Raw genomic sequence first — 18,968 nt, 5'->3', positions numbered from 1 at the left:
TTGTATTGCCCTGTGATTTTATCAAGTCACATCAGTGCACTGCCCGTCCATCGAAGCCTCAGTCGACATAAGGAAATGTGATGAGTAACACTCAGATCCCTGCCTCAGGGTCTAATCCGCCACCATCAAATCCATCCAATTACGACAGCGAGCCACAAGGCAGCTATCTTGATCTACACAAGCCCAGCTCAAGCTTTGAGAGTCGCGACGCCTATCTAAATCATGAACTACAAATCATGCAACCCAAGCGCTGGCGGGTAAACTTGCCGTTTCGTGATTATCGTTTTGAATATGAAGACACTATCCCTGCGATGGCCGCAACGATTGGTAAGGTCGTGATGGTAGGCGCTATTGCCGCTACGTTTGCAGGGCCGCTTGGGCTAAGCGATGCCTTTGTCCTAGAAAACGTGCGCTATGAGTTGTTAATTGTCGCTTTCTTTGTGATTTTGTTTTCAGGGTTTTTGCTTCCGACGGCCAACCTTGCTGGTACGCACGGGCCGCTGATTCCACTGATTCCTATCGTCGTTGCCGCTGGTGGTCACCCAATGGCCTTTGGCTTGCTTATCGGTGCTTTTGGGCTATTACTAGCCATTAGTAAAGGAGGCAGTCTGCTGGCAAACTTGACCAGTAAAGGCGTGTGTGGCGGTCTGCTGCTTTATTTGGGTTTTATTGGCACTCTCTCGCAGGTCAAAAATCTATTTGCATGGGCCGAAGGTATCGGCATGGCGCATATTGCCTTTGTAGTAATTTTGCTGACCATCATCCTGTATGCGGTGTTAGAAAATTTCCAAAAGCGCTGGCTGGCTGTACCATTAAGCTGCTTGCTCGGTGGCGGTGTGGCCTTTGCTATGGGCGCGCCTTTTGCCTTTGAGACAGCGCCTGGCCTGCCAAATATGAACCCCATGTACTGGTGGGGGGAGGACACGGGCTGGATGCTGGGTCTGCCGACGATTGAAAGCTTTGTGGTGGTATTGCCATTTGCGGTATTGGCCGTCGCCATGTGGTCGCCGGATTTTTTGGGTCATCAAGTCTTTCAGAAGATCAGCTACCCAAAGCGTACCGAGCGCGTGCTAATGGATATCGATGACACTATGACCAGTGCTTCTATTCGTCAGGTCGCAGGCTCTGTCCTTGGCGGGGCAAACTTTGCGTCATCATGGGGTACGTATATCGTACCAGCGGCGATCGCTAAGCGTCCGATTCCAGCGGGAGCAGTACTCACAGGACTGTTTTGTTTGATCGCTGGTATCTGGGGCTATCCGATGGATTTGGCGATTTGGGAGCCGGTGATGTGTGTGGCGCTGATCGTCGGGGTCTTTATTCCGCTGCTTGAGGCGGGGATGGAGATGACGCGCGAAGGTAAAACCACGCAGTCTGCTGCTATCGTGGTCTTTGCTTCAGCATTGGTCAACCCCGCCTTTGGCTGGTCGATTACCTTGGTGCTTGATAACCTAGGGCTGATTGGCTCGAAGGAGCGTAGTGCGAGCCTATCAAAGATGAGCCGCTGGATTATTCCTGTCATTACCTTTGTGATATTGACCGGTGTTATGGCGGTGGTTGGGATGTTGCCGGGCATTCCTGCACTATTACCGAACTTCCGTCATTAGAAGTTTTGCTTAGCATAAAAAAGAAAAGCCAGCCTCGTGCTGGTTTTTTTGTGCGTAAGCGGATAAGTTTGATGGCTTGTAAAACGCAAGCTATCGCCCCATAAATAGCTGTATATCAGTGTCTTAAGAGCAATAAATTTTATGGTTAATGTCTCAGAGTCGAGTCCTGTCGATGATAAAAAAGCCCGCCTCAAACATCTAATCCAGCGCCTGCCAAACTTGCCAGGGGTCTATAAAATGCTGGGAAAAAACGGCGATATTTTATATGTGGGTAAAGCAAAATCGCTAAAAAGTCGCGTTAATAGCTATTTTGCCAAGACCATTGACCATCCAAAGACGCGGGCACTGGTGGCACGGATTCACGATATCGAGACCATCATTACCCGTAGTGAGACCGAGGCATTGCTGCTTGAGCAAAACCTGATTAAAGAGTACCGTCCCCCTTATAATGTCCTACTGCGTGACGATAAGTCTTATCTGTATGTATTTATCTCAGCGGATAAGCCTTATCCAAGATTGGCTTATGGCCGCGGCAAAGGCAATCATCAAAAAGGTCGGTTTTTTGGGCCTTTTCCTTCTGCTCATGCGGCCAAAGAAACCTTGGTGCTCATGCAAAAAATGTTTCAGATGCGCCAGTGTACCAATACGTTTTTTAAACAGCGTAAGCGACCGTGCCTTGAATATCAAATTAAGCGTTGCCGTGCACCCTGCGTGGGCTTGGTGTCGCCAGAAGAGTATGCAGAAGATGTGAATAATACCATTCGTTTTCTTAAAGGCGACTCAAGCGATATTCACAGTGCGCTAATCGAAAAAATGGAAAGTGCTGCTGAAGCGTTGGATTTTGAAAAAGCAGTCTTTTATCGAGATCAGCTGTCTATGCTACGCGAAGTGCAGGCCAAACAGGCTGTATATACCGTACAGGGCGAAGCGGATGTGATTGCCATTGCTAGCCAAGCTGGCATGACCTGTGTCAATGTACTGACAGTGCGCGGCGGCCGTGTACTTGGTGGCAAAAACTACTTCCCGGATGTCGATAGCAGTGAGTCGCTCGCGGATAATTTGTCCGCCTTTATTACCTCGTTTTATTTTCAGGTGACTGATGACTTGCCAGGCGAGATTATTCTCAGTCATGCGCTACCTGACCAACAAGCAATTAGCGAAGCATTGGCTACCCACTTTGAGAGCAAAGTGGTAATTAAGACTAATGTACGCGAGCATCGCTCAGAGTGGCTGGATTTGGCAAAGCTGAATACCAACAATGCACTAAAAACCAAATTGGGCGACTATCTAGAGCTGCATGCGCGCTTTGGTGCGCTAAAGGACGTACTGGCTGATGTCACTGATCGCGCCATAGACCGTATCGAGTGCTTTGATATCTCGCACACCATGGGCGAGGCGACCATCGGTAGCTGTGTGGTATTCGATCAAGGTGGCTCGCGCCGCCGTGATTACCGCCAGTATGCGATTCACGATATCCAAGGCGGTGACGATTATGCGGCGATGCAGCAAGTGTTGACGCGGCGCTATAAAAAGCAGCCACTGCCAGATCTGTTGCTGATTGATGGCGGGAAAGGTCAGCTTAATATCGCCAAAGAAGTGCTGACCGAGCTGGGTATCTTAAATGACACGCTGCTTGTGAGTGTGGCAAAAGGAGAAGGGCGCAAGGCGGGTCTGGAAGTGTTGCACTTTGTCGATCATGAGCCGCTGGATCTGCCTATGGATAGCAAGGCGCTGCATTTACTGATGCATATTCGCGATGAGGCGCATCGTTTTGCTATCACAGCGCACCGTAAGAAGCGCGATAAGCGCCGTTCGTCGTCGGTGCTGGAGGTGATACCGGGGCTGGGGGAAAAACGCCGCCGCGACTTGCTCAATCACTTTGGCGGGATGCAACAACTGCTAGGAGCTTCACAGCAAGAGCTGTCGGGTGTGCAGGGGATTGGGCCTGTATTGGCTAAGACCATTTATAAAGTGCTGCATGAATAGGCCGATTGATATTTGCTAAATTCGGACTTATGGCAATAAAAAACGGGGCTGCCTTAGATGATTCTAAGGTAGCCCCATTTTTTTAATATTTTCGTAAAATAGCTTCTATTATTCAGTGGCTTTTTTTCTATAAGTCACAAACTTAAAATCCAATCCGCTTTTTTCATCATGCATCGGCGCAGACTCTTCTGCGACTGCAAAGTCGCTCGGCAATTCAGGATAAAACGCCTCGCCGTCAGGAATCTCAGTATCGACGTGTGTCAGCTCAATACGATCGGTGTACATAAAGGCATCACGAAATACCCGCTCGCCGCCGATGACCCAAATCGTATCTAAGTGAGCACCATGGGCGAGACTGGCAGCTTGCGTTAAAGCATCATCCAAATTATGCACCACATACGCATTGTCTTTGCCTACTAGGCCGCTCTTTTCGGCATAGTCCATTTGACTGCTGATAATAAAGCTGACACGTTTTGGCAACGGTTTGCTGCCCATCGACTCAAAGGTCTTGCGTCCCATGATGACGATACCTTGAATCGCACCGCCTGTTGCTTTGGTGGTCATTTGTTTAAAATGCTGCAAATCTGCTGAGATATGCCACGGCAGCTCATTGTCCTTGCCGATACAGCGATTGCTACTGATAGCCGCGATTTGGGCGACCTGGGTATTGGCATAACTCATAATATGTCCTTATTGTTTTCGTCAGTCATATGAAGTAAAAAACAGTCTTTATACCGCGACTTTTGCTTTGATAGCGGGATGTGATTCATAACCGTTTACGCTAATATCCTCGAAACGAAACGCAAAAATATCATCGACATCAGGGTTGAGCGTCAATGTCGGTAGTGCATAACACTCACGCGTCAGTTGCAGCTCGACTTGCTCGCGGTGGTTTTGATAAATATGACAGTCGCCGCCGGTCCAGATAAACTCGCCCACGCCCAGCCCGCAAACCTGCGCAATCATGTGGGTCAGCAGGGCATAGCTGGCGATATTAAACGGCACACCTAGGAATAAATCCGCTGAGCGCTGGTAAAGTTGGCAGGAGAGTTTGTTGTCCGCGACAAAAAACTGAAACAGTGTATGACAAGGCGGCAGGGCGACTTGCTCGGCTTCACCTGGGTTCCAGCCAGAGACGATCAAGCGTCTGGAGTTGGGATTGGTCTTGATTTGCTCCACGACTTGGGCGATTTGATCGACGCCGTCATTGTTATAGCGGCCATTCTCGTCTTTGGTCGCGCCGTAGTTACGCCATTGGTGACCGTATACTGGCCCTAAATCGCCCGCAGGACGATTGAAGCGAGCCGTCTGCTCCGCTGTGGCCCATTCGTTCCAGATACGCACGCCGTTCTCTTGTAGATAATCGACATGAGTGCTACCGCTCAAAAACCACAATAGCTCATACACGATGGATTTAAAGTGGACTTTTTTGGTGGTCAGTAACGGAAAGCCCTCTGATAAGTCAAAACGCATCTGCGCGCCAAAGTGGCTTAGCGTACCTGTGCCCGTACGATCGCCTTTTTCGCTGCCTTCACTCATGACGTGACGCAGCAAATCCAAATAAGCTTGCTCGTTTTTACTACTGTAACTGCTCATAATATTGCTCTTCTACGCTATCAAAGCGCGTCATTAAATAAGTCTTAATCTTTTTTTTAGACGTTTATAGTGCAAGCGCGCTTAATAGGCCGCTTGCTTACCCCAGTCATAGATACCACGTTTATAGGCATAAACCAACAGCACAAAGCCGATGATAATCATTGGTGTGCTCAGTATTTGGCCTTTGGTCATCCAGCCAAGTAAAATAAAGCCTTGATCGGCATCTGGCTGACGGAAAAACTCGATGATAAAGCGGCTGATACCGTAACCTAATAAGAATATCGCCGATGCTGCCATACGTGGGCGCGGCTTGGCAGAGTACCACCACAAAAACAAGAATAGCAGCAGACCTTCAGCAAAGGCCTCATAGAGCTGTGATGGGTGGCGGGGCAGTAAATACTGGCCGTTGACCTCCACCATCAACTCTTGTAATTGAGGGTTGGCTTGCAATTGCTGCATATCAAAAGCCGCCGCCTGCGGGAAGTAGGTCAGCCAATTATAGCCGCCATCAGAGACGCGCCCCCACAGCTCACCGTTGATATAGTTGCCGATACGGCCAAACAATAACCCCGTCGGTACACACGGCACGACAAAATCCAGCACTTGAAAAGGTGTTTTTTTGTACTTACGGGCAAAATACAACATGCCGAGTAAAACCCCAATCATGCCGCCGTGGAACGACATACCGCCTTCCCACACCTTAAATAAATAGGCGGGGTTTTGTAGCAGCTCACCAAATTGATAAAACAGCACATAGCCGATACGGCCACCCAAAATGACACCGAGCGCGCCATAAAAAACAAGGTCTGACACCATGTCAGTGGTCCAGCTCTCACGCTGGCCACTGCGGTACCATGCCAGACCAAACGCGGCGGCAAATGCCAGCAGATACATCAAGCCATACCAATGTACTTCTACAGGGCCCAAGGACAGCGCTACGGGATCGTACTGAGGATGAATCATCATAAGGACATCATAATTATTGATAATAGAATGGGGGTCATAATAGCAAAAATAGCTGGGCAGGCATACCAAATTACGGTTAGACAATTGCATCACAGAGACTGCATAAATGTGATTTGCGCCTGCCAGCCGCTAGAAACCACGACAGAAAACCGCTAAGATATAAAAAAGCTGCTAATGATACATACCTCAATATTTTCAGAAGCATGAGCGGATATGGGCTGGCGCTAATAAGCCGTATGAATGGATAAACCGTATTTTAAGGATAGATTATGCAAGCTGATGTATCAAAAGTAGAAGCAGCCACTGAGTACCGTTGGGCAAAAAAAGGCCCGATCTTGCTCAGTCTACCCAGTCTGCTGGCACTATCCCTGACGCCTGCATATGCAGCAAGTAGCAGTATCGAGCAAGTCACCATTTATCAAGGCTTGGCCAGTGTCACCCGCGCGCTACCTGTCAAGGGTAATGGAGAGCAGACGCTGGTGTTTTCTTGCTTGTCTCCTTATATCGACAAAGACAGCGTGAGCGTGCAGGCCGTCACAGGCGTCAATCTCGGTGAAGTCAGTATCGAGACGCTAAGCGGTGAGCAAGCAGCGCAGTGTCAGTATGAGGGCGATGCCAACGTACAATCGCAACAAGCCGCGCTTGCTAAAATCAATGCCGAGCTAGAAGCCGCCAATCTGGCAAAAGCCTATCTACAAAACCTCACCAAGGTCAGTCAACTCAGTACAGAGGGCACAGTGGCCAATAACGCCCGTGATATAGAAACACAAGCGGCAAGTATCAATAAACGCATATGGGATATCAAGCAGCGGCAAGCGCGGGCACAGGCCGCGCTTAATCAAACGATGGCGGGCAGTAGCACATCGACGCAAAGTCGCGTGACACAGGTCAGTGTGCGTACTGCCAGCCGCAAGCCTGCCGCGGTAAAGCTCCATTATCAAGTGCGCGGCGCAGGTTGGCAGCCGACTTATCAGGCGCGTCTGGATACCAATACCGAGCAGCTTAGCATCACCGCATCAGCCATCATCGCCCAGCAGACCGGAGAGAATTGGCAAAACGTCCCTGTCGTACTCAGCTCAGTCAACCCCAATCAACGCACCACAGGCCAGCTGCCAAATGTGGCGCGCCTGTCTTTGTATGAAAAAGAGCCAGCATCACGTGCTAGGGTTGCATCATCCATGATGGAGCCTGCTCCCATCGTCGTCTCAGAAAGAAGTGGCGATGACAGAAAAGCAGCGGCACCGACGACGGCATCGCTGCCAAGCTTTAGCGTGAGTCGTCAAAACAAAAACGGCATCATTGAGTACCGGTTGCCGCAGCGCGTGAGCCTGCCAAGCGATGGCAGGCATGTGCGTACGGTCATCGATGAGCAGTCTGGGCGTAGCAAGCTTTGGATCCGCAGTACGCCAAGTGTTGAGCAAACGGCTTATTGGTATGCATCGGCACCATTTTTGACACCTGCATGGGCCGAGGGAGCGCTTCAGCTCTACCGTGATGATAACTATATTGGTCAAGCGCGCTATCAGTATCAAACGCTCAAAGAGCAGGGTATCGGCTTTGGCGTTGATCCAAATATCCTCATCAAACAAATAACCGACGAAGATAAGCAAGGCGATAAGGGCGCGTTTAATCGTAAGCAAACCTTAAGTCGCACCCAAGCTTATCAATTGACCAATCAGCATAGCCGCACCAGACGCTTGCAGGTACTGGGCAGTGAGCCTATCAGCCGTGATGACAGTCTTAAAGTAACCACTGTGCATACCCCGCCCGTCACTGAACGCGACTGGAATGACAATACTGGCATGGTCGCTTGGGAGTTTGATTTGCCAAGTAAACAATCAAAAGTGATTCAATCGACCACACAGATTAGCTATCCTGCTGATAAAAAGCTCCGCACCAATTGATATAAGAATAGAAAGATGCAGGCCATTTTGAACGACGCTTTTTTATCTTAAAAAGATTACCTATTAAAAAGACTATCAATCCCATAAAAGGAAAACTATGTGTATCGTCGCCATCGCTTGGCAGTTGTTTGATGAGATGCCGCTGGTGCTCTTATCCAACCGAGATGAGTTTTTGCAGCGTCCGACTGAGCCACTGCACCAGTGGCCTGATAAGCCGATTTATGCAGGTCGCGATCAGCAAAGTGGCGGTACTTGGCTGGGTATTCACCAAGTCATGCACGACGGTCTTTATGAGCAAAATGGACGCTGGGCGGCGGTGCTAAATTTTCGTGATGGCGTGCAGGCAGGGGCAGATGAGCGCTCGCGCGGGGCACTGGTTACAGATTTTTTGACCAGTGATAGAAGCCCGATGGACTTTGCGCGGCAAATTGAGTTGCAAGACTATGCAGGTTTTAACCTAATCATTGGCGATGCGCTGCAAGCAGTGATGGTCAATAATCGCGGCCATGCGCCCGCGCCACTGTATGCAGGATTGCATGTGGTCTCAAACGGTCAGCCAGACGATGGCTGGTTCAAAACCGAAAAACTGCGTGGTAGGCTGCGTCAGGAAGTCCTGCCACTTATCGCCGAAGACAGCTCGCCTGCTTACTGGCAGGACGCTGCCTATGCGGTGCTATCTGATAACCGACAAGCCCCCGCCGATCAGCTACCCGATACCGGCATGAGTAGGGAGGTTGAGCAGATGCTGTCCTCTATCTATATCGAGCCTGTGGCATTTGATCAGCGGCAGGCATCTCTTCCTATTTATGGTACCCGTACTCAAAGCATCTTAACCTTGCGCCAAGACAAGCATAAAGGGGCAAGTAGTAAAACCACCGCCACACTCGTTAGCCGCGAAGCAAGCGCGGCTGCAACCGGCGCATAAAAATGCTCACGGTGATTCCATAACAGTATCACGGTGAGCATATTGAGCATATGATAGTTAATTAGCGATGCCTAAATCACACCAAAACTATGTCAAAGTCATGCCAGCAAATGGTTGTCCTGTTCCGGAAGGATCAGCTCTTGTTTTAGGGGAAGCTCGCGCACCAGCTCTTGCAAGGCGCGGCGATATACCCCACGTTTAAAATGAATCACTTGTCCCAGAGGGTACCAATAACTGACCCATTGCCAATGGTCAAATTCTGGTTTACCTTCATCAAAGCGAATGTGTTGAGTATTTGGCTCATCTAAGCGCAGCAAAAACCATTTTTGTTTTTGCCCAATACACAAAGGGTGCTGTCCATGGCGTACATAACGCTTAGGCAGACGATAGCGCAGCCAATCTTGAGTGACGGCCAATAAGTCTACATGACGCGGATGTAGGCCGACCTCTTCCCAGAGCTCGCGATACATCGCATCCATCGGCGTCTCCCCGCGGTCGATACCGCCTTGCGGAAACTGCCAAGCGTTGTGACCAATGCGTTTTGCCCACAGTACTTGCCCTTGTGTATTTGCCAAGATGATGCCGACATTGGCGCGAAAGCCGTCTGCATCTATCATGACTAACCCTTTTAATTTGTTTAAAAATAGCTTATTTCAAACCGATACTATGATGACTATCTTAATTATTATAAGTCGATTGTCACCTATATTTGGCCAAAATAAGATTCATTACCGTTATTAAACCAAGAAACAAGCAAAATGTGTAACAGTATTTTGCTATAAAATGTTTCACGAGTTTTACCTATTAAAATCAATGGCTTATAAATAGACTTTTGTAAGTTTTTTTTCTTAAGGTAATTTTGATAAACATGACCAAACACGGGTTGGGTTTGTTAACTATTGCTTAATAACAAGGTACGTAAGGTTATGACGGTACGTTGCCGCCAAATAAATACAGATGATTGCTGCTTTACCAGGTCTTTATAAAATCTGGTTTTGGCTTGTGCTACACTAACCATATTGTGTGTATTATTGAAAATAATAATCAGATCATTTGCCAATCAAAATAAGGAAAAACCAACATGTCAGAATCAAAAGCAAGTGTCACGTGGCAAGAGAAAAAAGCGTTTTTGGGCGTCTCACCCTCAGGGCATAATGTGCAAATCGACGCCGACAAAGAAAATGGCGCAAGCCCGATGGAGCTGATCTTACTCGGCTTGGGCGGCTGTGCCAGCTATGATGTGGTGTCTATCTTACAAAAATCACGTCAGGAGGTCACGGATGTACGTTGTGAGCTGACCGCAAACCGCGCTGAGACCGTCCCTGCTGTCTATACCGACATTCATATGCACTTCATCGTGACCGGTCAAGACATCAAGGACAAACAGGTAGAAAAAGCGGTGAACCTATCAGCAGAAAAATACTGCTCGGCCAGTCGTATGCTGGTACAGGGCGGGGTGAATGTCACGCATGATTTTGAAGTGGTTGCAGGGTAGAGGCGAGAGCGCGCATGAATGTATTTTTTGGATTGATTCCTGATACCGCCGCATCTGCGATTTGGGCGATGGTGGTGGCAAGTTTACTGCCACTGTTGATGGCGCTGAGTGCAAAAGCCCTTGGCGGCTTTCGACTGGCTGACAACGCCCATCCGCGCCGTTTTTTGCAAGAGACAACGGGCGCCGCCGCGCGCGCCAATGCCGCTCAGCAAAACAGCTATGAGACGTTGCCGGTATTTTTGGCAGCAGTGCTGGTGGCGATGTTGTTTTTTGTGCCTCAGCTGATTGTCAACGTGTTGGCTTGGTTGTACGTACTGACTCGTATTGGCTTTTGCATCGCTTATATCAGCAATTTAGCGACGTTTCGTTCGATACTGTGGACGCTGTCGATGGCGTGTCCACTCATGCTGTTTTATTTAGCAATACGTGTGAGCGTCTAGCGCTAGGGCTTATAAACAATTAGCCGCCGCGGCGAGCTTCTGTTTTATGATAAAAGACGAGCCGTTATTGTCTTTGCTGTTTATGCCGTCGCTGATGAGACGCTGATGATAAGAGCATCGATGATGACGGCTTTGTCTTTTTCACGCTTGATGCGCTCCCACACCGGCTGCGCCTCATCATAGCCTTTGGTCAGCATCCCCAGCCACTGTTTATAGCGGCCCACCAGTACCACATCGTTTTTTGCTGCCCCTTCCAAAAACTTAATTTGATGCGGTATGAGCGCGTGCCACGTCAAGATCTGGCTATCTGCTCTAACGCTGGCCGCCGCTCTCTCATCATCATAGCCACTATCGACACGGGCAATCAAGTCAGGACGGGTCACAGCGCCGCGTCCTAGCATCAGGTGCGGCGTGCCTGCCTGCCTCATGCATTGCTGTGCTTGCTCACTGTTCCAAATCTCGCCATTGGCAATCACTGGGATATCAAGCTTATTAAAATTTTGGATTTTGTCCCAATAAGCGGGCGGCTTGTAGCCTTGGGTTTTGGTGCGGGCATGAATGGTCAGCCAGTCTGCGCCACTAGCCCCAATCGCACCTCGGATATCGTCCATACGGTTGGTATCTGTGTAGCCCAAGCGAATCTTTGCTGAGACGGCAATATGGGCAGGCACTGCGCGGCGTACGGCACTGATAATATCATACATGACCTCTGGCTCATCGAGCAGTACTGAGCCGCCGCGGTGGCTATTGACGGTCTTAGCAGGGCAGCCAAAATTGATATCAATCGCTGGCGCGCCAAGCTCACAGGCGTACGCGGCGTTTTCTGCCATTAGGCTAGCGTCACTGCCGAGTAGCTGGATATGTATGGGCGTACCAGCAGTCGTTTTGGTGTCTTGATGTAGCTCTGGCACATATTTATAAAACACATGTGCGGGCAGTAGCGTTTGAGTCACCCGTATAAACTCACTGACTGACCAATCATAAGGGCGACCTAAGTCGGCGGCAATTTGCGTTAAGATTTGCCGCATTAACGGATCGGTCAAGCCCTCCATTGGAGCGAGTAGGCGCACAGGATGGGCAAATAGTTGCTGCAGGGTACGCTGGCGTATTTCGAGAGATGAATGTTGAGTCATGATTGAGGCTTAGTATCTAAATAAAAGGCGATATGAAGGGCGATAACGTGATCGAATAGAGCGGGGCGGTGTTAGGTATTGCCAAAGATGACCTTTTTCCCCGTTTGCAATCCGATGATCAAGTCTTTGATATGATGAATGTCGAGATTGCTTTGCGCGCGTGTACAGGCAACGTAGAGCAAGCGCAGCTCCTCTGGACTGATCTTGACTGCATTGGTGGTCACGTCGTAATAAAAATCGTCATCGAGCTGTACGCGCCCCCATTCAAGCCCTTTGGCTTTGTGCGCGGTAGAGATGACATAATCGGCGTTATCGATGCTGGTCAAACTGTTGACCGCTTGGCTTAAGACGTTGGTACCGTGATCATCGACCAGCTTGACCAATGTTTTAAGGTCGCTGCCTTCATTGGTTTCAGAGTACTCTTGCACATCACCCCAATTATAAAAATACGCCAGCTCTGGTACGCCGTAAGCTGATTTGCCGTTTTTTAAGTTCTCAGCCGCTTGGCAGAATTTCAGCATACGATCGGTATCGGCTTGCAGAGCCACGCGGTGCCCAAGCTTGAGTCCCGTCAATAGCTGCGCCATGGCGGCGGCATTGGTGCGACAGAGGATGGCGTCTTTTTTACTATGGACCATGCCTTTATCGGTAGAGGACTGCTTAGCAGGATTGCCCTTTAGTGGTACTTCTTCTTGTAAAGCTTTGAGTAGGGTGTTGGCCACCTCAGCGATAGGCTCGCCAAAGCGAAACGATTGTGTCAATAGGGTTTGCGGTAGTGGTAGTTTTTTCATCGCGTTCACCGCACCGCGCCATTCATAAATCTGCTGATGAGCGTCGCCCACATAGATGACTTGCCGTGGCTGCTGGGTCAAAATTCCCATCATCAACGGATCAGCATCCTGCGCCTCATCAAACAAGATAAAATCCGCTGGGATACTGGGCTTGGAGAGTGCCCATAATTTGAGATAAATATCATGGCCGATACCAGCAGGATGGCGGGCATCGATAGACTGTAGCCAGCGCTGCTCGACGGCAGGGTAGAGCATCTCACGCAGCTGCTCGCTATCTGACGCATCGAGCCAGCTAGGAAATAATAGATGCCTAGGCGCAGGGTAGCTGGCATGGGTGCTACAAAAATGACTGACTGCATCGCTGACAAACCGCGCAAGGCGGGCTGGGGTCAAAGTGATGTATTTATTTATCCCATCCATTTGCCGACGTACTTGCACCGCTTGTAGCCCCAAATCATCGCCCAAACGCTTGGGTGAAAACCGTGGCAAGGACAATTTGGCAGTGATATCACGCGCGACATGGCGATAAGCAAGTGAGTGAAATGTACGGCAGTCCACGTGACTGGGGAATTTTTGCCGAGCATCATTGGCGATCGCTTTGTTGAAGGCCAAATACAAGCCGCGCCCGCGCAGACGCTCACCGATGAGCTTGAGCGTTGTGGTTTTACCCGCGCCAGCATACGCCACCACTTTAAACGACTTGTGGTCCATCGCCATATTTAGCGCATTTAGCTGCTCATCGGTGGGGTCGCTCATATAAGCGGGCATAGATGCGGACATAAAAGCTACCTAAAATACTAACGGTATCAGCATCTGCTGACACGATGGATGAGTAAAAAGTGATCGAAAAATATGCGGACAAATAAGACAGGACAACAGCTCTAAGAGCAAAGCCATAGGGTCAAAAACCATAAAGGCAAAAAAAGCCACTGCATAAACAATGGCTGGCGATGAGGTCGATGGCGCTTGTCAAATACCGATAGTTGTCAGGGGCGTAGCTTATCGTCAACGGCGTTGTTTGTTGCCTAAGGTATTACTTTTTATCAAGTTGACTCTCATTTGCCAGAGCAGGGCGGCGCTCTTCTTTAATCAAAATCTTCGCCAAAAACAGCCCCAGCTCAAACAGCAGCCACATCGGAAAAGCCAGCATCAACATCGACACCCCATCCGGCGGTGTCACCACGGCCGCGATTGCAAAGCAGCCAACGATGATATAACGGCGTTTATCCTCTAGGCTATCAATGGAGACGATGCCGGCCAATATCAACAGTAAGGTGACGACTGGTATCTCAAAGGTCAAGCCAAATACCATAAAAAGCTTTAATGCAAAGCTCAAATAACTGTCGATATCTGTCATGGGTAAGACGTTTTGCGGCGCAAAGGTAATAAAGAATTTCAAAACTCCTTTGAGCACAATAAAATAAGAAAACGCCACCCCAGCATAAAACAATACGATAGAAGACATCAGCACTGGAATGGCGACTTTTTTTTCTTTTTTGTACAGACCTGGGGCGACAAATGACCAAATTTGATACAAGATATAAGGCATGGCCACAAAGGCGGCGACAAAGATACTCAAGCGTATCGGCGCCATGAAGTTTGAGGTGATATCGGTGGCAATCATTGTCGAGTTGGCAGGTAACTGCGCGACCAATGGGTCCGATAACAGGTTATAAAGCTCGCGTGAAAACCCAACCAAGGCCAAAAATACCACCAGCACCGCCACGCATATTTTGATCAGATGACGGCGTAAATCAATGAGATGCTCGGTGATGGGCATATCGCCAAGCGAGCTTAACATATCTCCATCATCGCTATCATAAGCCATATCGACTGAGCGGGTTTTTTCTGTTCCTGTATCACCGATTTTTTCTTGTCGGCTTTTTTTGCGTTCAAACAAATCCATCAGTCGGCCTCCTGCATCTGGGCAGATGCTTGTGAGGCGATAGGATTGGCAGGTGTGCTATTTAATAGAATGTCTGCTTGATAATTGGGGAGATAGGGGGCAGCGGGTAGGCGCCGCGCTTTATCATAATCACCGAGGCGAAACCACATGTTTTCCCAAGGTTTGGTCATGAGGGGCGGCGCTGCTTGCTGATCGATGCCGTCAGAGGGCTCATTACGCTCATAGGCGTGCGCAAATGCGGTTGCCGCCTCAGGCTGCTCGTTTACGGTATTGCGCGCAGTATCATCCTTAATCACAGGCTGATGCTCTGCATGCGGATCGACTGTTAGAGCGCGATTCTGTGACGACTCAAACTCTTGCATACTGCCGCGCATCTCTGCCATTTCACGTCTCATCTCCGCCTCTGTCTGACGGATTTTTGCCAGCTCTTTTTGCATTTGTTGCCGAGTCTCGGCCAAGTCTAGCTCAGCCTCTATTTCCGATTGTAGGGTAGAGACAGTACGGCGAATTTTGGCATACCACTGCCCAGCCGTGCGCGCCGCTTGCGGCAGCTTTTCGGGGCCCAAGACGATCAAAGCAATCACGCCAAAGAGCAGTAATTCAGAAAACCCAATATCAAACATAATGGTGGATTGTCACTATCTGGATGCTAGTGGCATTATACCTAGCATGGTATTTGCTATGATCAATGATGCTTATCGTCAGTAGGGAGCGTGTTGCTATGCTCATCGACTTTATTAGGTGCTCGGCGCTCTGCTGGATGAGCTGCGTCGTCGTGATCGAGTACCACTTGCTTTTTGGCATGCTCAGCATTTTCGTCTTTGACTGCGTCTTTAAAGCCTTTGACCGCACCGCCCAAGTCTTTGCCGGCATTTCTAAGCTTTGAGGTGCCAAATACCACCACCACCACCACCAGTAATATCAGCCAATGCGTAATAGAAAAACTGCCCATAATGATATCCTTAATGTCTGAGACCTCATGTCTGAGATTTCTGAGTGTGAATGCTGCTCTTTAGTTGTTGGCATCAGTATTGCCGCCACCGCCCTACTGTTATTTTATAGAATATTGATCTATTTGACAAAAATACAGACATAACGCTGACGTAAAAATACTATTATACCTTGCCGTTATGACAAAAAGGTGAAAGTCGCAGCAATCACACAGAGTAAATAGGTAGTGGCACTTTTATTTTCGACATATAGTCGATTCTAAATAAAACAGATACATTATATATCAACGTGAAACTGGTCTAAATTTTCCTTGCGTGCTGTGCCTATGCAGACAGAGGCTGCGAAAAATTTATCCCAGTCCCACTGTATCGTTTTTTATACTGAACTTACTATATGATAGGTTATCTTGACGCTTTTTCATCGATGCCTGAGAGACCAAAGCGCCGGCCCAGCTCGTGTAAGATGGCGTCTGACTCGATATCAAACCATGCCAGCCCGACCAACGTATGAAACCACACGTCAGCCACTTCATAGATAAACTCATGACGTGCGTCGTTATAGTGTGCTTGGTCGCCAGAAACGTCGCAGATGGCCAAGTCCTTGGCGGCGATGATGCTCTCGGTGCTCTCTTCGCCCACTTTTTCTAATATCTTGTTTAGGCCTTTTGCATACAAGCTTGCCACATAAGAGCTGTCAGCATCGGCGTGTTTGCGCTCTGCTAATACCTGATCTAATTGCTGTAAAATCGAGCGGGTATCGATCTGAGCAGTCTCTTTTTTAGTAGTCCCTTTAGTGCTGGCATCGTGACGTTGGGGGTCAGAGACGGCTTCGGCCGCCGAAGTAGACGCGTAAATCTCTGCCGGATCTTTTAATACTTTATCCACTGTTTGCCATTGAGGCTGCGCGCCTGATAAGTCTAAACGCTGATAAAAACAAGACTCACGTCCCGTATGACAGGCGATGCCGCCCGCTTGTGTCACGCTCAGCACAATCACATCTGCATCGCAGTCTAAGCGGATATCATGGACTGTCTGGGTGTGGCCTGACGACTCTCCTTTGTGCCACAACTGACCACGTGAGCGCGAAAAATATACCGCTGTCTTTGTCTCGGCGGTAAGCTGGAGGGCTTCGCTATTCATCCATGCCATCATGAGGATACGCCCAGATTCATGGTCTTGAGCAATAGCAGGAATCAAACCATCAGCATTAAATTTTATGGCGGTAAGCCAAGCAGGTAAAGTCATAATATGTCTGTCTTGTGATGAGAAATAGGAAATAGATAGTTAGTGGGGCTGCGCTCGTCCCTATATATGATATTTTGGCCTAATGGTGGTAGGAGTACAGAGCGTCAAGGGAAGGATATCACAGCCGAAATCAATGCGGATATAGCGCCGATTTTGTGTCTTTATCCAAAACGGCGGTTTTGTTGAGGCGAAAATCGTAGTTGATAAAATGGATCCGCGCCTTTGCCACCACCTCGCCACCATACATACGCGATATTTTGATGAGCATATGGCCGCCATTATCATACAGTGGCTCGACCCCCACCTCAAACAACAGCTCTTCACGCGCCCGTACACGGCTATTGGTGATTAGCTGTATGCCATCGATGATTAGTCCTCGATGGTCCGCATTGATTTTTTGTATGCCTTTTGCATGCAAAAACCTATGCCGCGCCTCACAAACCAGAGCGGTCAACGCTTCAAACGAGATATGCTGACTCCTATCGATTTCAGTATGACGCACTCGCATCACTGTCTCAAATACAAATAGGCCGTCATCAAAGTCTAACTCTTGATTTGACACGTTATCTCCTAGAGTGATGGCAGGCAATGATGGGGGTTGCCAATCATGTTATAGGTGTACAGCGTCAGGACGGATTATGCTCATAAAATGGATGAGCACAATACCGAGTCAATGGCTATCGTTACTGGCATACAATTCGTGCACGATAAGCAATCAAGCCAAACCTCTACTTAAGCACAGCTTTGTCTCACATTCAATCTATTTGCAAAAAAATCCCCGATTTTATGACTCGGCCTTATAAAGTATATCGTCGTCTTTGAGGCAGGCTATTTGGCGGAGTGTAGGGAGCCATAGTGATATGCGCTTACTAAAAGCGCTGGCTGTATAAACAGCTGAGCGCTTGGGCGAAAATTCACTTGGCAAAACAGGGCGCTATCTGCTAAAATAGCGCCTCCCACCTCGAGGCAAATAACAGTTTAGTGGTTGTTTTTAAAGCCACTATTTATGACTGACGATTTGACGACCAGGTTCTATCAAAGATAAAGAGGCAACTCATCATGAAAGTTAAGATGAAAACCAGAAGCGGTGCCGCTAAACGCTTCAAAAAAACAGCGAATGGCTTTAAGCGTAAGCAAGCCTTCAAAAGCCATATCTTGACCAAGAAATCAGCTAAGCGTATTCGCCAGTTGCGCGGTCTAAAGATGGTGGACAAGTCTGACGAAGCAGCAGTTCGTCGTATGTGCCCATACATCTAATAGCCTATGGTCACTTAGCTTTAATGTATTAAAGGTATTTGACTTTGCAATCTGATAACGATGTCTGGTATTCACTTATATAACGACATCGTGATTCGTTTAATAATGATTAAAAAATCTTGGAGTAATTTATGGCCCGTGTAAAACGTGGTGTACAGGCAAATCGCCGTCACAAAAAAATCTTAAAGCGTGCTAAAGGCTACTACGGTGCCCGTTCACGTGTTTACCGCGTAGCGGTACAGGCAGTGACCAAAGCTGGTCAATATGCTTATCGTGACCGTCGCAACAAAAAACGTACTTTCCGTCGTCTTTGGATCGCACGTATCAATGCTGGTGCTCGCATCAACGGCTTAAGCTATAGCCGCTTTATCAATGGCTTGAAAAAAGCAAACATCGCAATCGATCGTCGCGTCTTAGCTGACATCGCTATGCATGATGCAGCTACTTTCACCGCATTGGTCGAAAAAGCAAAAGCGGAATTGGCCTAAATATTACCCTTTCCGTTAGGTAGCCTGCTTTTTTAGCAAGTACCTAGATGGATCGGACTAATATTGATTAATAGTACGATATTAATAAAAGCTACCGCTGGTCGGTGGCTTTTTTTATAGTAAATTATTTTGGCATCACCACTATTGCGGTTAAGCACACGCATTTTTGCTAAATATCTATTTTGCTAGATATATATGTCTACATATTCAAGCCATTAGCATCACTCATGATCATCGTGAGATAACCGAGCAAATGGTTTGCAATATTTGGTCAAATCC

At 48.4% G+C, this 18,968-nt stretch carries 19 protein-coding genes; 8 read left to right on the top strand and 11 right to left on the bottom strand.

Going from position 1 to position 18,968, the window contains the following annotated elements; all coding sequences use genetic code 11:
- Positions 1-80 precede the first annotated feature (80 nt).
- Entirely contained in the window at positions 81-1,607 is a 1,527-nt protein-coding gene (locus tag R0I52_RS01460) for a DUF3360 family protein (protein ID WP_317052857.1), read from the top strand.
- Between the two features lie 141 nt (positions 1,608-1,748).
- Positions 1,749-3,593: an excinuclease ABC subunit UvrC gene (gene uvrC / locus R0I52_RS01455; protein ID WP_317052856.1), complete on the top strand. Its 1,845-nt coding sequence runs from the start codon at positions 1,749-1,751 to the stop codon at positions 3,591-3,593.
- A 108-nt stretch (positions 3,594-3,701) separates the two neighbouring features.
- On the opposite strand, the gene R0I52_RS01450 is transcribed toward uvrC, so the two are convergent.
- The 3 genes from R0I52_RS01450 to lgt form a co-directional block, all read right to left on the bottom strand.
- Positions 3,702-4,274 (bottom strand): dihydrofolate reductase, encoded by a 573-nt coding sequence (locus R0I52_RS01450; protein ID WP_317052855.1) that lies wholly within the window; start codon positions 4,272-4,274, stop codon positions 3,702-3,704.
- A 48-nt stretch (positions 4,275-4,322) separates the two neighbouring features.
- Positions 4,323-5,189 (bottom strand): thymidylate synthase, encoded by an 867-nt coding sequence (locus tag R0I52_RS01445; RefSeq protein WP_317052854.1) that lies wholly within the window; start codon positions 5,187-5,189, stop codon positions 4,323-4,325.
- Between the two features lie 81 nt (positions 5,190-5,270).
- Positions 5,271-6,155, bottom strand: a complete 885-nt coding sequence (gene lgt / locus R0I52_RS01440; protein WP_317052853.1) for a prolipoprotein diacylglyceryl transferase — start codon at positions 6,153-6,155, stop codon at positions 5,271-5,273.
- A gap of 269 nt (positions 6,156-6,424) precedes the next feature.
- Between lgt and R0I52_RS01435 the strand changes: the two genes are divergently transcribed.
- The gene (locus R0I52_RS01435; protein WP_317052852.1) at positions 6,425-8,059 is read left to right on the top strand and encodes a DUF4139 domain-containing protein; all 1,635 of its coding nucleotides are present in this window, start codon (positions 6,425-6,427) and stop codon (positions 8,057-8,059) included.
- A gap of 97 nt (positions 8,060-8,156) precedes the next feature.
- A complete protein-coding gene (locus tag R0I52_RS01430; RefSeq protein ID WP_317052851.1) occupies positions 8,157-8,984 on the top strand; it encodes an NRDE family protein in 828 nt (275 codons plus the stop codon).
- Between the two features lie 98 nt (positions 8,985-9,082).
- On the opposite strand, the gene R0I52_RS01425 is transcribed toward R0I52_RS01430, so the two are convergent.
- Positions 9,083-9,601: an RNA pyrophosphohydrolase gene (locus tag R0I52_RS01425; protein ID WP_075101928.1), complete on the bottom strand. Its 519-nt coding sequence runs from the start codon at positions 9,599-9,601 to the stop codon at positions 9,083-9,085.
- 464 nt (positions 9,602-10,065) lie between these two features.
- Here R0I52_RS01425 and R0I52_RS01420 point away from each other — a divergent pair, with 464 nt between their 5' ends.
- Positions 10,066-10,479, top strand: coding sequence for an OsmC family protein (locus R0I52_RS01420; protein ID WP_317052850.1), 414 nt, complete (start codon positions 10,066-10,068; stop codon positions 10,477-10,479).
- A 14-nt stretch (positions 10,480-10,493) separates the two neighbouring features.
- Positions 10,494-10,919: an MAPEG family protein gene (locus R0I52_RS01415; RefSeq protein ID WP_317052849.1), complete on the top strand. Its 426-nt coding sequence runs from the start codon at positions 10,494-10,496 to the stop codon at positions 10,917-10,919.
- An 80-nt stretch (positions 10,920-10,999) separates the two neighbouring features.
- Here the strand turns inward: R0I52_RS01415 and R0I52_RS01410 are convergent, their stop codons facing one another.
- The 7 genes from R0I52_RS01410 to R0I52_RS01380 all read right to left on the bottom strand — a co-directional run bounded on the left by R0I52_RS01410 (position 11,000) and on the right by R0I52_RS01380 (position 17,506).
- On the bottom strand, positions 11,000-12,052 hold the full coding sequence (locus tag R0I52_RS01410; RefSeq protein WP_317052848.1) for a tRNA dihydrouridine synthase: 1,053 nt from the start codon (positions 12,050-12,052) through the stop codon (positions 11,000-11,002).
- 71 nt (positions 12,053-12,123) lie between these two features.
- The gene (locus R0I52_RS01405; RefSeq protein ID WP_317052847.1) at positions 12,124-13,623 is read right to left on the bottom strand and encodes a UvrD-helicase domain-containing protein; all 1,500 of its coding nucleotides are present in this window, start codon (positions 13,621-13,623) and stop codon (positions 12,124-12,126) included.
- Positions 13,624-13,876: 253 nt separating this feature from the next.
- Complete coding sequence (gene tatC, locus R0I52_RS01400) at positions 13,877-14,749, bottom strand: twin-arginine translocase subunit TatC (protein WP_317052846.1); 873 nt, start codon at positions 14,747-14,749, stop codon at positions 13,877-13,879.
- The gene (gene tatB, locus R0I52_RS01395; protein WP_317052845.1) at positions 14,749-15,372 is read right to left on the bottom strand and encodes a Sec-independent protein translocase protein TatB; all 624 of its coding nucleotides are present in this window, start codon (positions 15,370-15,372) and stop codon (positions 14,749-14,751) included. Before tatB ends, tatC begins: the two co-directional genes overlap by 1 nt.
- 62 nt (positions 15,373-15,434) lie before the next feature.
- Positions 15,435-15,701, bottom strand: a complete 267-nt coding sequence (gene tatA / locus R0I52_RS01390) for a Sec-independent protein translocase subunit TatA (protein ID WP_317052844.1) — start codon at positions 15,699-15,701, stop codon at positions 15,435-15,437.
- Between the two features lie 400 nt (positions 15,702-16,101).
- On the bottom strand, positions 16,102-16,944 hold the full coding sequence (hisIE, locus tag R0I52_RS01385; RefSeq protein WP_317052843.1) for a bifunctional phosphoribosyl-AMP cyclohydrolase/phosphoribosyl-ATP diphosphatase HisIE: 843 nt from the start codon (positions 16,942-16,944) through the stop codon (positions 16,102-16,104).
- Between the two features lie 130 nt (positions 16,945-17,074).
- Positions 17,075-17,506 (bottom strand): thioesterase family protein, encoded by a 432-nt coding sequence (locus tag R0I52_RS01380; protein WP_317052842.1) that lies wholly within the window; start codon positions 17,504-17,506, stop codon positions 17,075-17,077.
- Between the two features lie 497 nt (positions 17,507-18,003).
- Here R0I52_RS01380 and rpmI point away from each other — a divergent pair, with 497 nt between their 5' ends.
- Both rpmI and rplT read left to right on the top strand, forming a co-directional pair.
- Positions 18,004-18,201 carry a 50S ribosomal protein L35 gene (gene rpmI, locus R0I52_RS01375; protein WP_011281253.1) on the top strand — a complete coding sequence of 66 codons (198 nt, stop codon included), beginning with the start codon at positions 18,004-18,006 and terminating at the stop codon, positions 18,199-18,201.
- A 131-nt stretch (positions 18,202-18,332) separates the two neighbouring features.
- Positions 18,333-18,689 carry a 50S ribosomal protein L20 gene (gene rplT / locus R0I52_RS01370; protein WP_075101938.1) on the top strand — a complete coding sequence of 119 codons (357 nt, stop codon included), beginning with the start codon at positions 18,333-18,335 and terminating at the stop codon, positions 18,687-18,689.
- The last annotated feature ends 279 nt before the right edge of the window (positions 18,690-18,968 follow it).

Origin of the sequence: Psychrobacter sp. CAM01, from assembly GCF_032842965.1 — a bacterium.
In the GTDB taxonomy this organism is placed as follows: Bacteria; Pseudomonadota; Gammaproteobacteria; order Pseudomonadales; family Moraxellaceae; genus Psychrobacter; species Psychrobacter celer.
The sequence above is the reverse complement of the archived record's forward strand: the minus strand, read 5'-3'. Positions and strand labels throughout refer to the sequence as shown.

What these genes read in the sequence shown, in the direction of transcription:
- R0I52_RS01460 (WP_317052857.1), top strand. Translation starts at nt 81, where the DNA reads ATGAGTAACACTCAGATCCCTGCCTCAGGGTCTAATCCGCCACCATCA.
- uvrC (WP_317052856.1), top strand. Translation starts at nt 1,749, where the DNA reads ATGGTTAATGTCTCAGAGTCGAGTCCTGTCGATGATAAAAAAGCCCGC.
- R0I52_RS01450 (WP_317052855.1), bottom strand. Translation starts at nt 4,274, where the DNA reads ATGAGTTATGCCAATACCCAGGTCGCCCAAATCGCGGCTATCAGTAGC.
- R0I52_RS01445 (WP_317052854.1), bottom strand. Translation starts at nt 5,189, where the DNA reads ATGAGCAGTTACAGTAGTAAAAACGAGCAAGCTTATTTGGATTTGCTG.
- lgt (WP_317052853.1), bottom strand. Translation starts at nt 6,155, where the DNA reads ATGATGATTCATCCTCAGTACGATCCCGTAGCGCTGTCCTTGGGCCCT.
- R0I52_RS01435 (WP_317052852.1), top strand. Translation starts at nt 6,425, where the DNA reads ATGCAAGCTGATGTATCAAAAGTAGAAGCAGCCACTGAGTACCGTTGG.
- R0I52_RS01430 (WP_317052851.1), top strand. Translation starts at nt 8,157, where the DNA reads ATGTGTATCGTCGCCATCGCTTGGCAGTTGTTTGATGAGATGCCGCTG.
- R0I52_RS01425 (WP_075101928.1), bottom strand. Translation starts at nt 9,601, where the DNA reads ATGATAGATGCAGACGGCTTTCGCGCCAATGTCGGCATCATCTTGGCA.
- R0I52_RS01420 (WP_317052850.1), top strand. Translation starts at nt 10,066, where the DNA reads ATGTCAGAATCAAAAGCAAGTGTCACGTGGCAAGAGAAAAAAGCGTTT.
- R0I52_RS01415 (WP_317052849.1), top strand. Translation starts at nt 10,494, where the DNA reads ATGAATGTATTTTTTGGATTGATTCCTGATACCGCCGCATCTGCGATT.
- R0I52_RS01410 (WP_317052848.1), bottom strand. Translation starts at nt 12,052, where the DNA reads ATGACTCAACATTCATCTCTCGAAATACGCCAGCGTACCCTGCAGCAA.
- R0I52_RS01405 (WP_317052847.1), bottom strand. Translation starts at nt 13,623, where the DNA reads ATGTCCGCATCTATGCCCGCTTATATGAGCGACCCCACCGATGAGCAG.
- tatC (WP_317052846.1), bottom strand. Translation starts at nt 14,749, where the DNA reads ATGGATTTGTTTGAACGCAAAAAAAGCCGACAAGAAAAAATCGGTGAT.
- tatB (WP_317052845.1), bottom strand. Translation starts at nt 15,372, where the DNA reads ATGTTTGATATTGGGTTTTCTGAATTACTGCTCTTTGGCGTGATTGCT.
- tatA (WP_317052844.1), bottom strand. Translation starts at nt 15,701, where the DNA reads ATGGGCAGTTTTTCTATTACGCATTGGCTGATATTACTGGTGGTGGTG.
- hisIE (WP_317052843.1), bottom strand. Translation starts at nt 16,944, where the DNA reads ATGACTTTACCTGCTTGGCTTACCGCCATAAAATTTAATGCTGATGGT.
- rpmI (WP_011281253.1), top strand. Translation starts at nt 18,004, where the DNA reads ATGAAAGTTAAGATGAAAACCAGAAGCGGTGCCGCTAAACGCTTCAAA.
- rplT (WP_075101938.1), top strand. Translation starts at nt 18,333, where the DNA reads ATGGCCCGTGTAAAACGTGGTGTACAGGCAAATCGCCGTCACAAAAAA.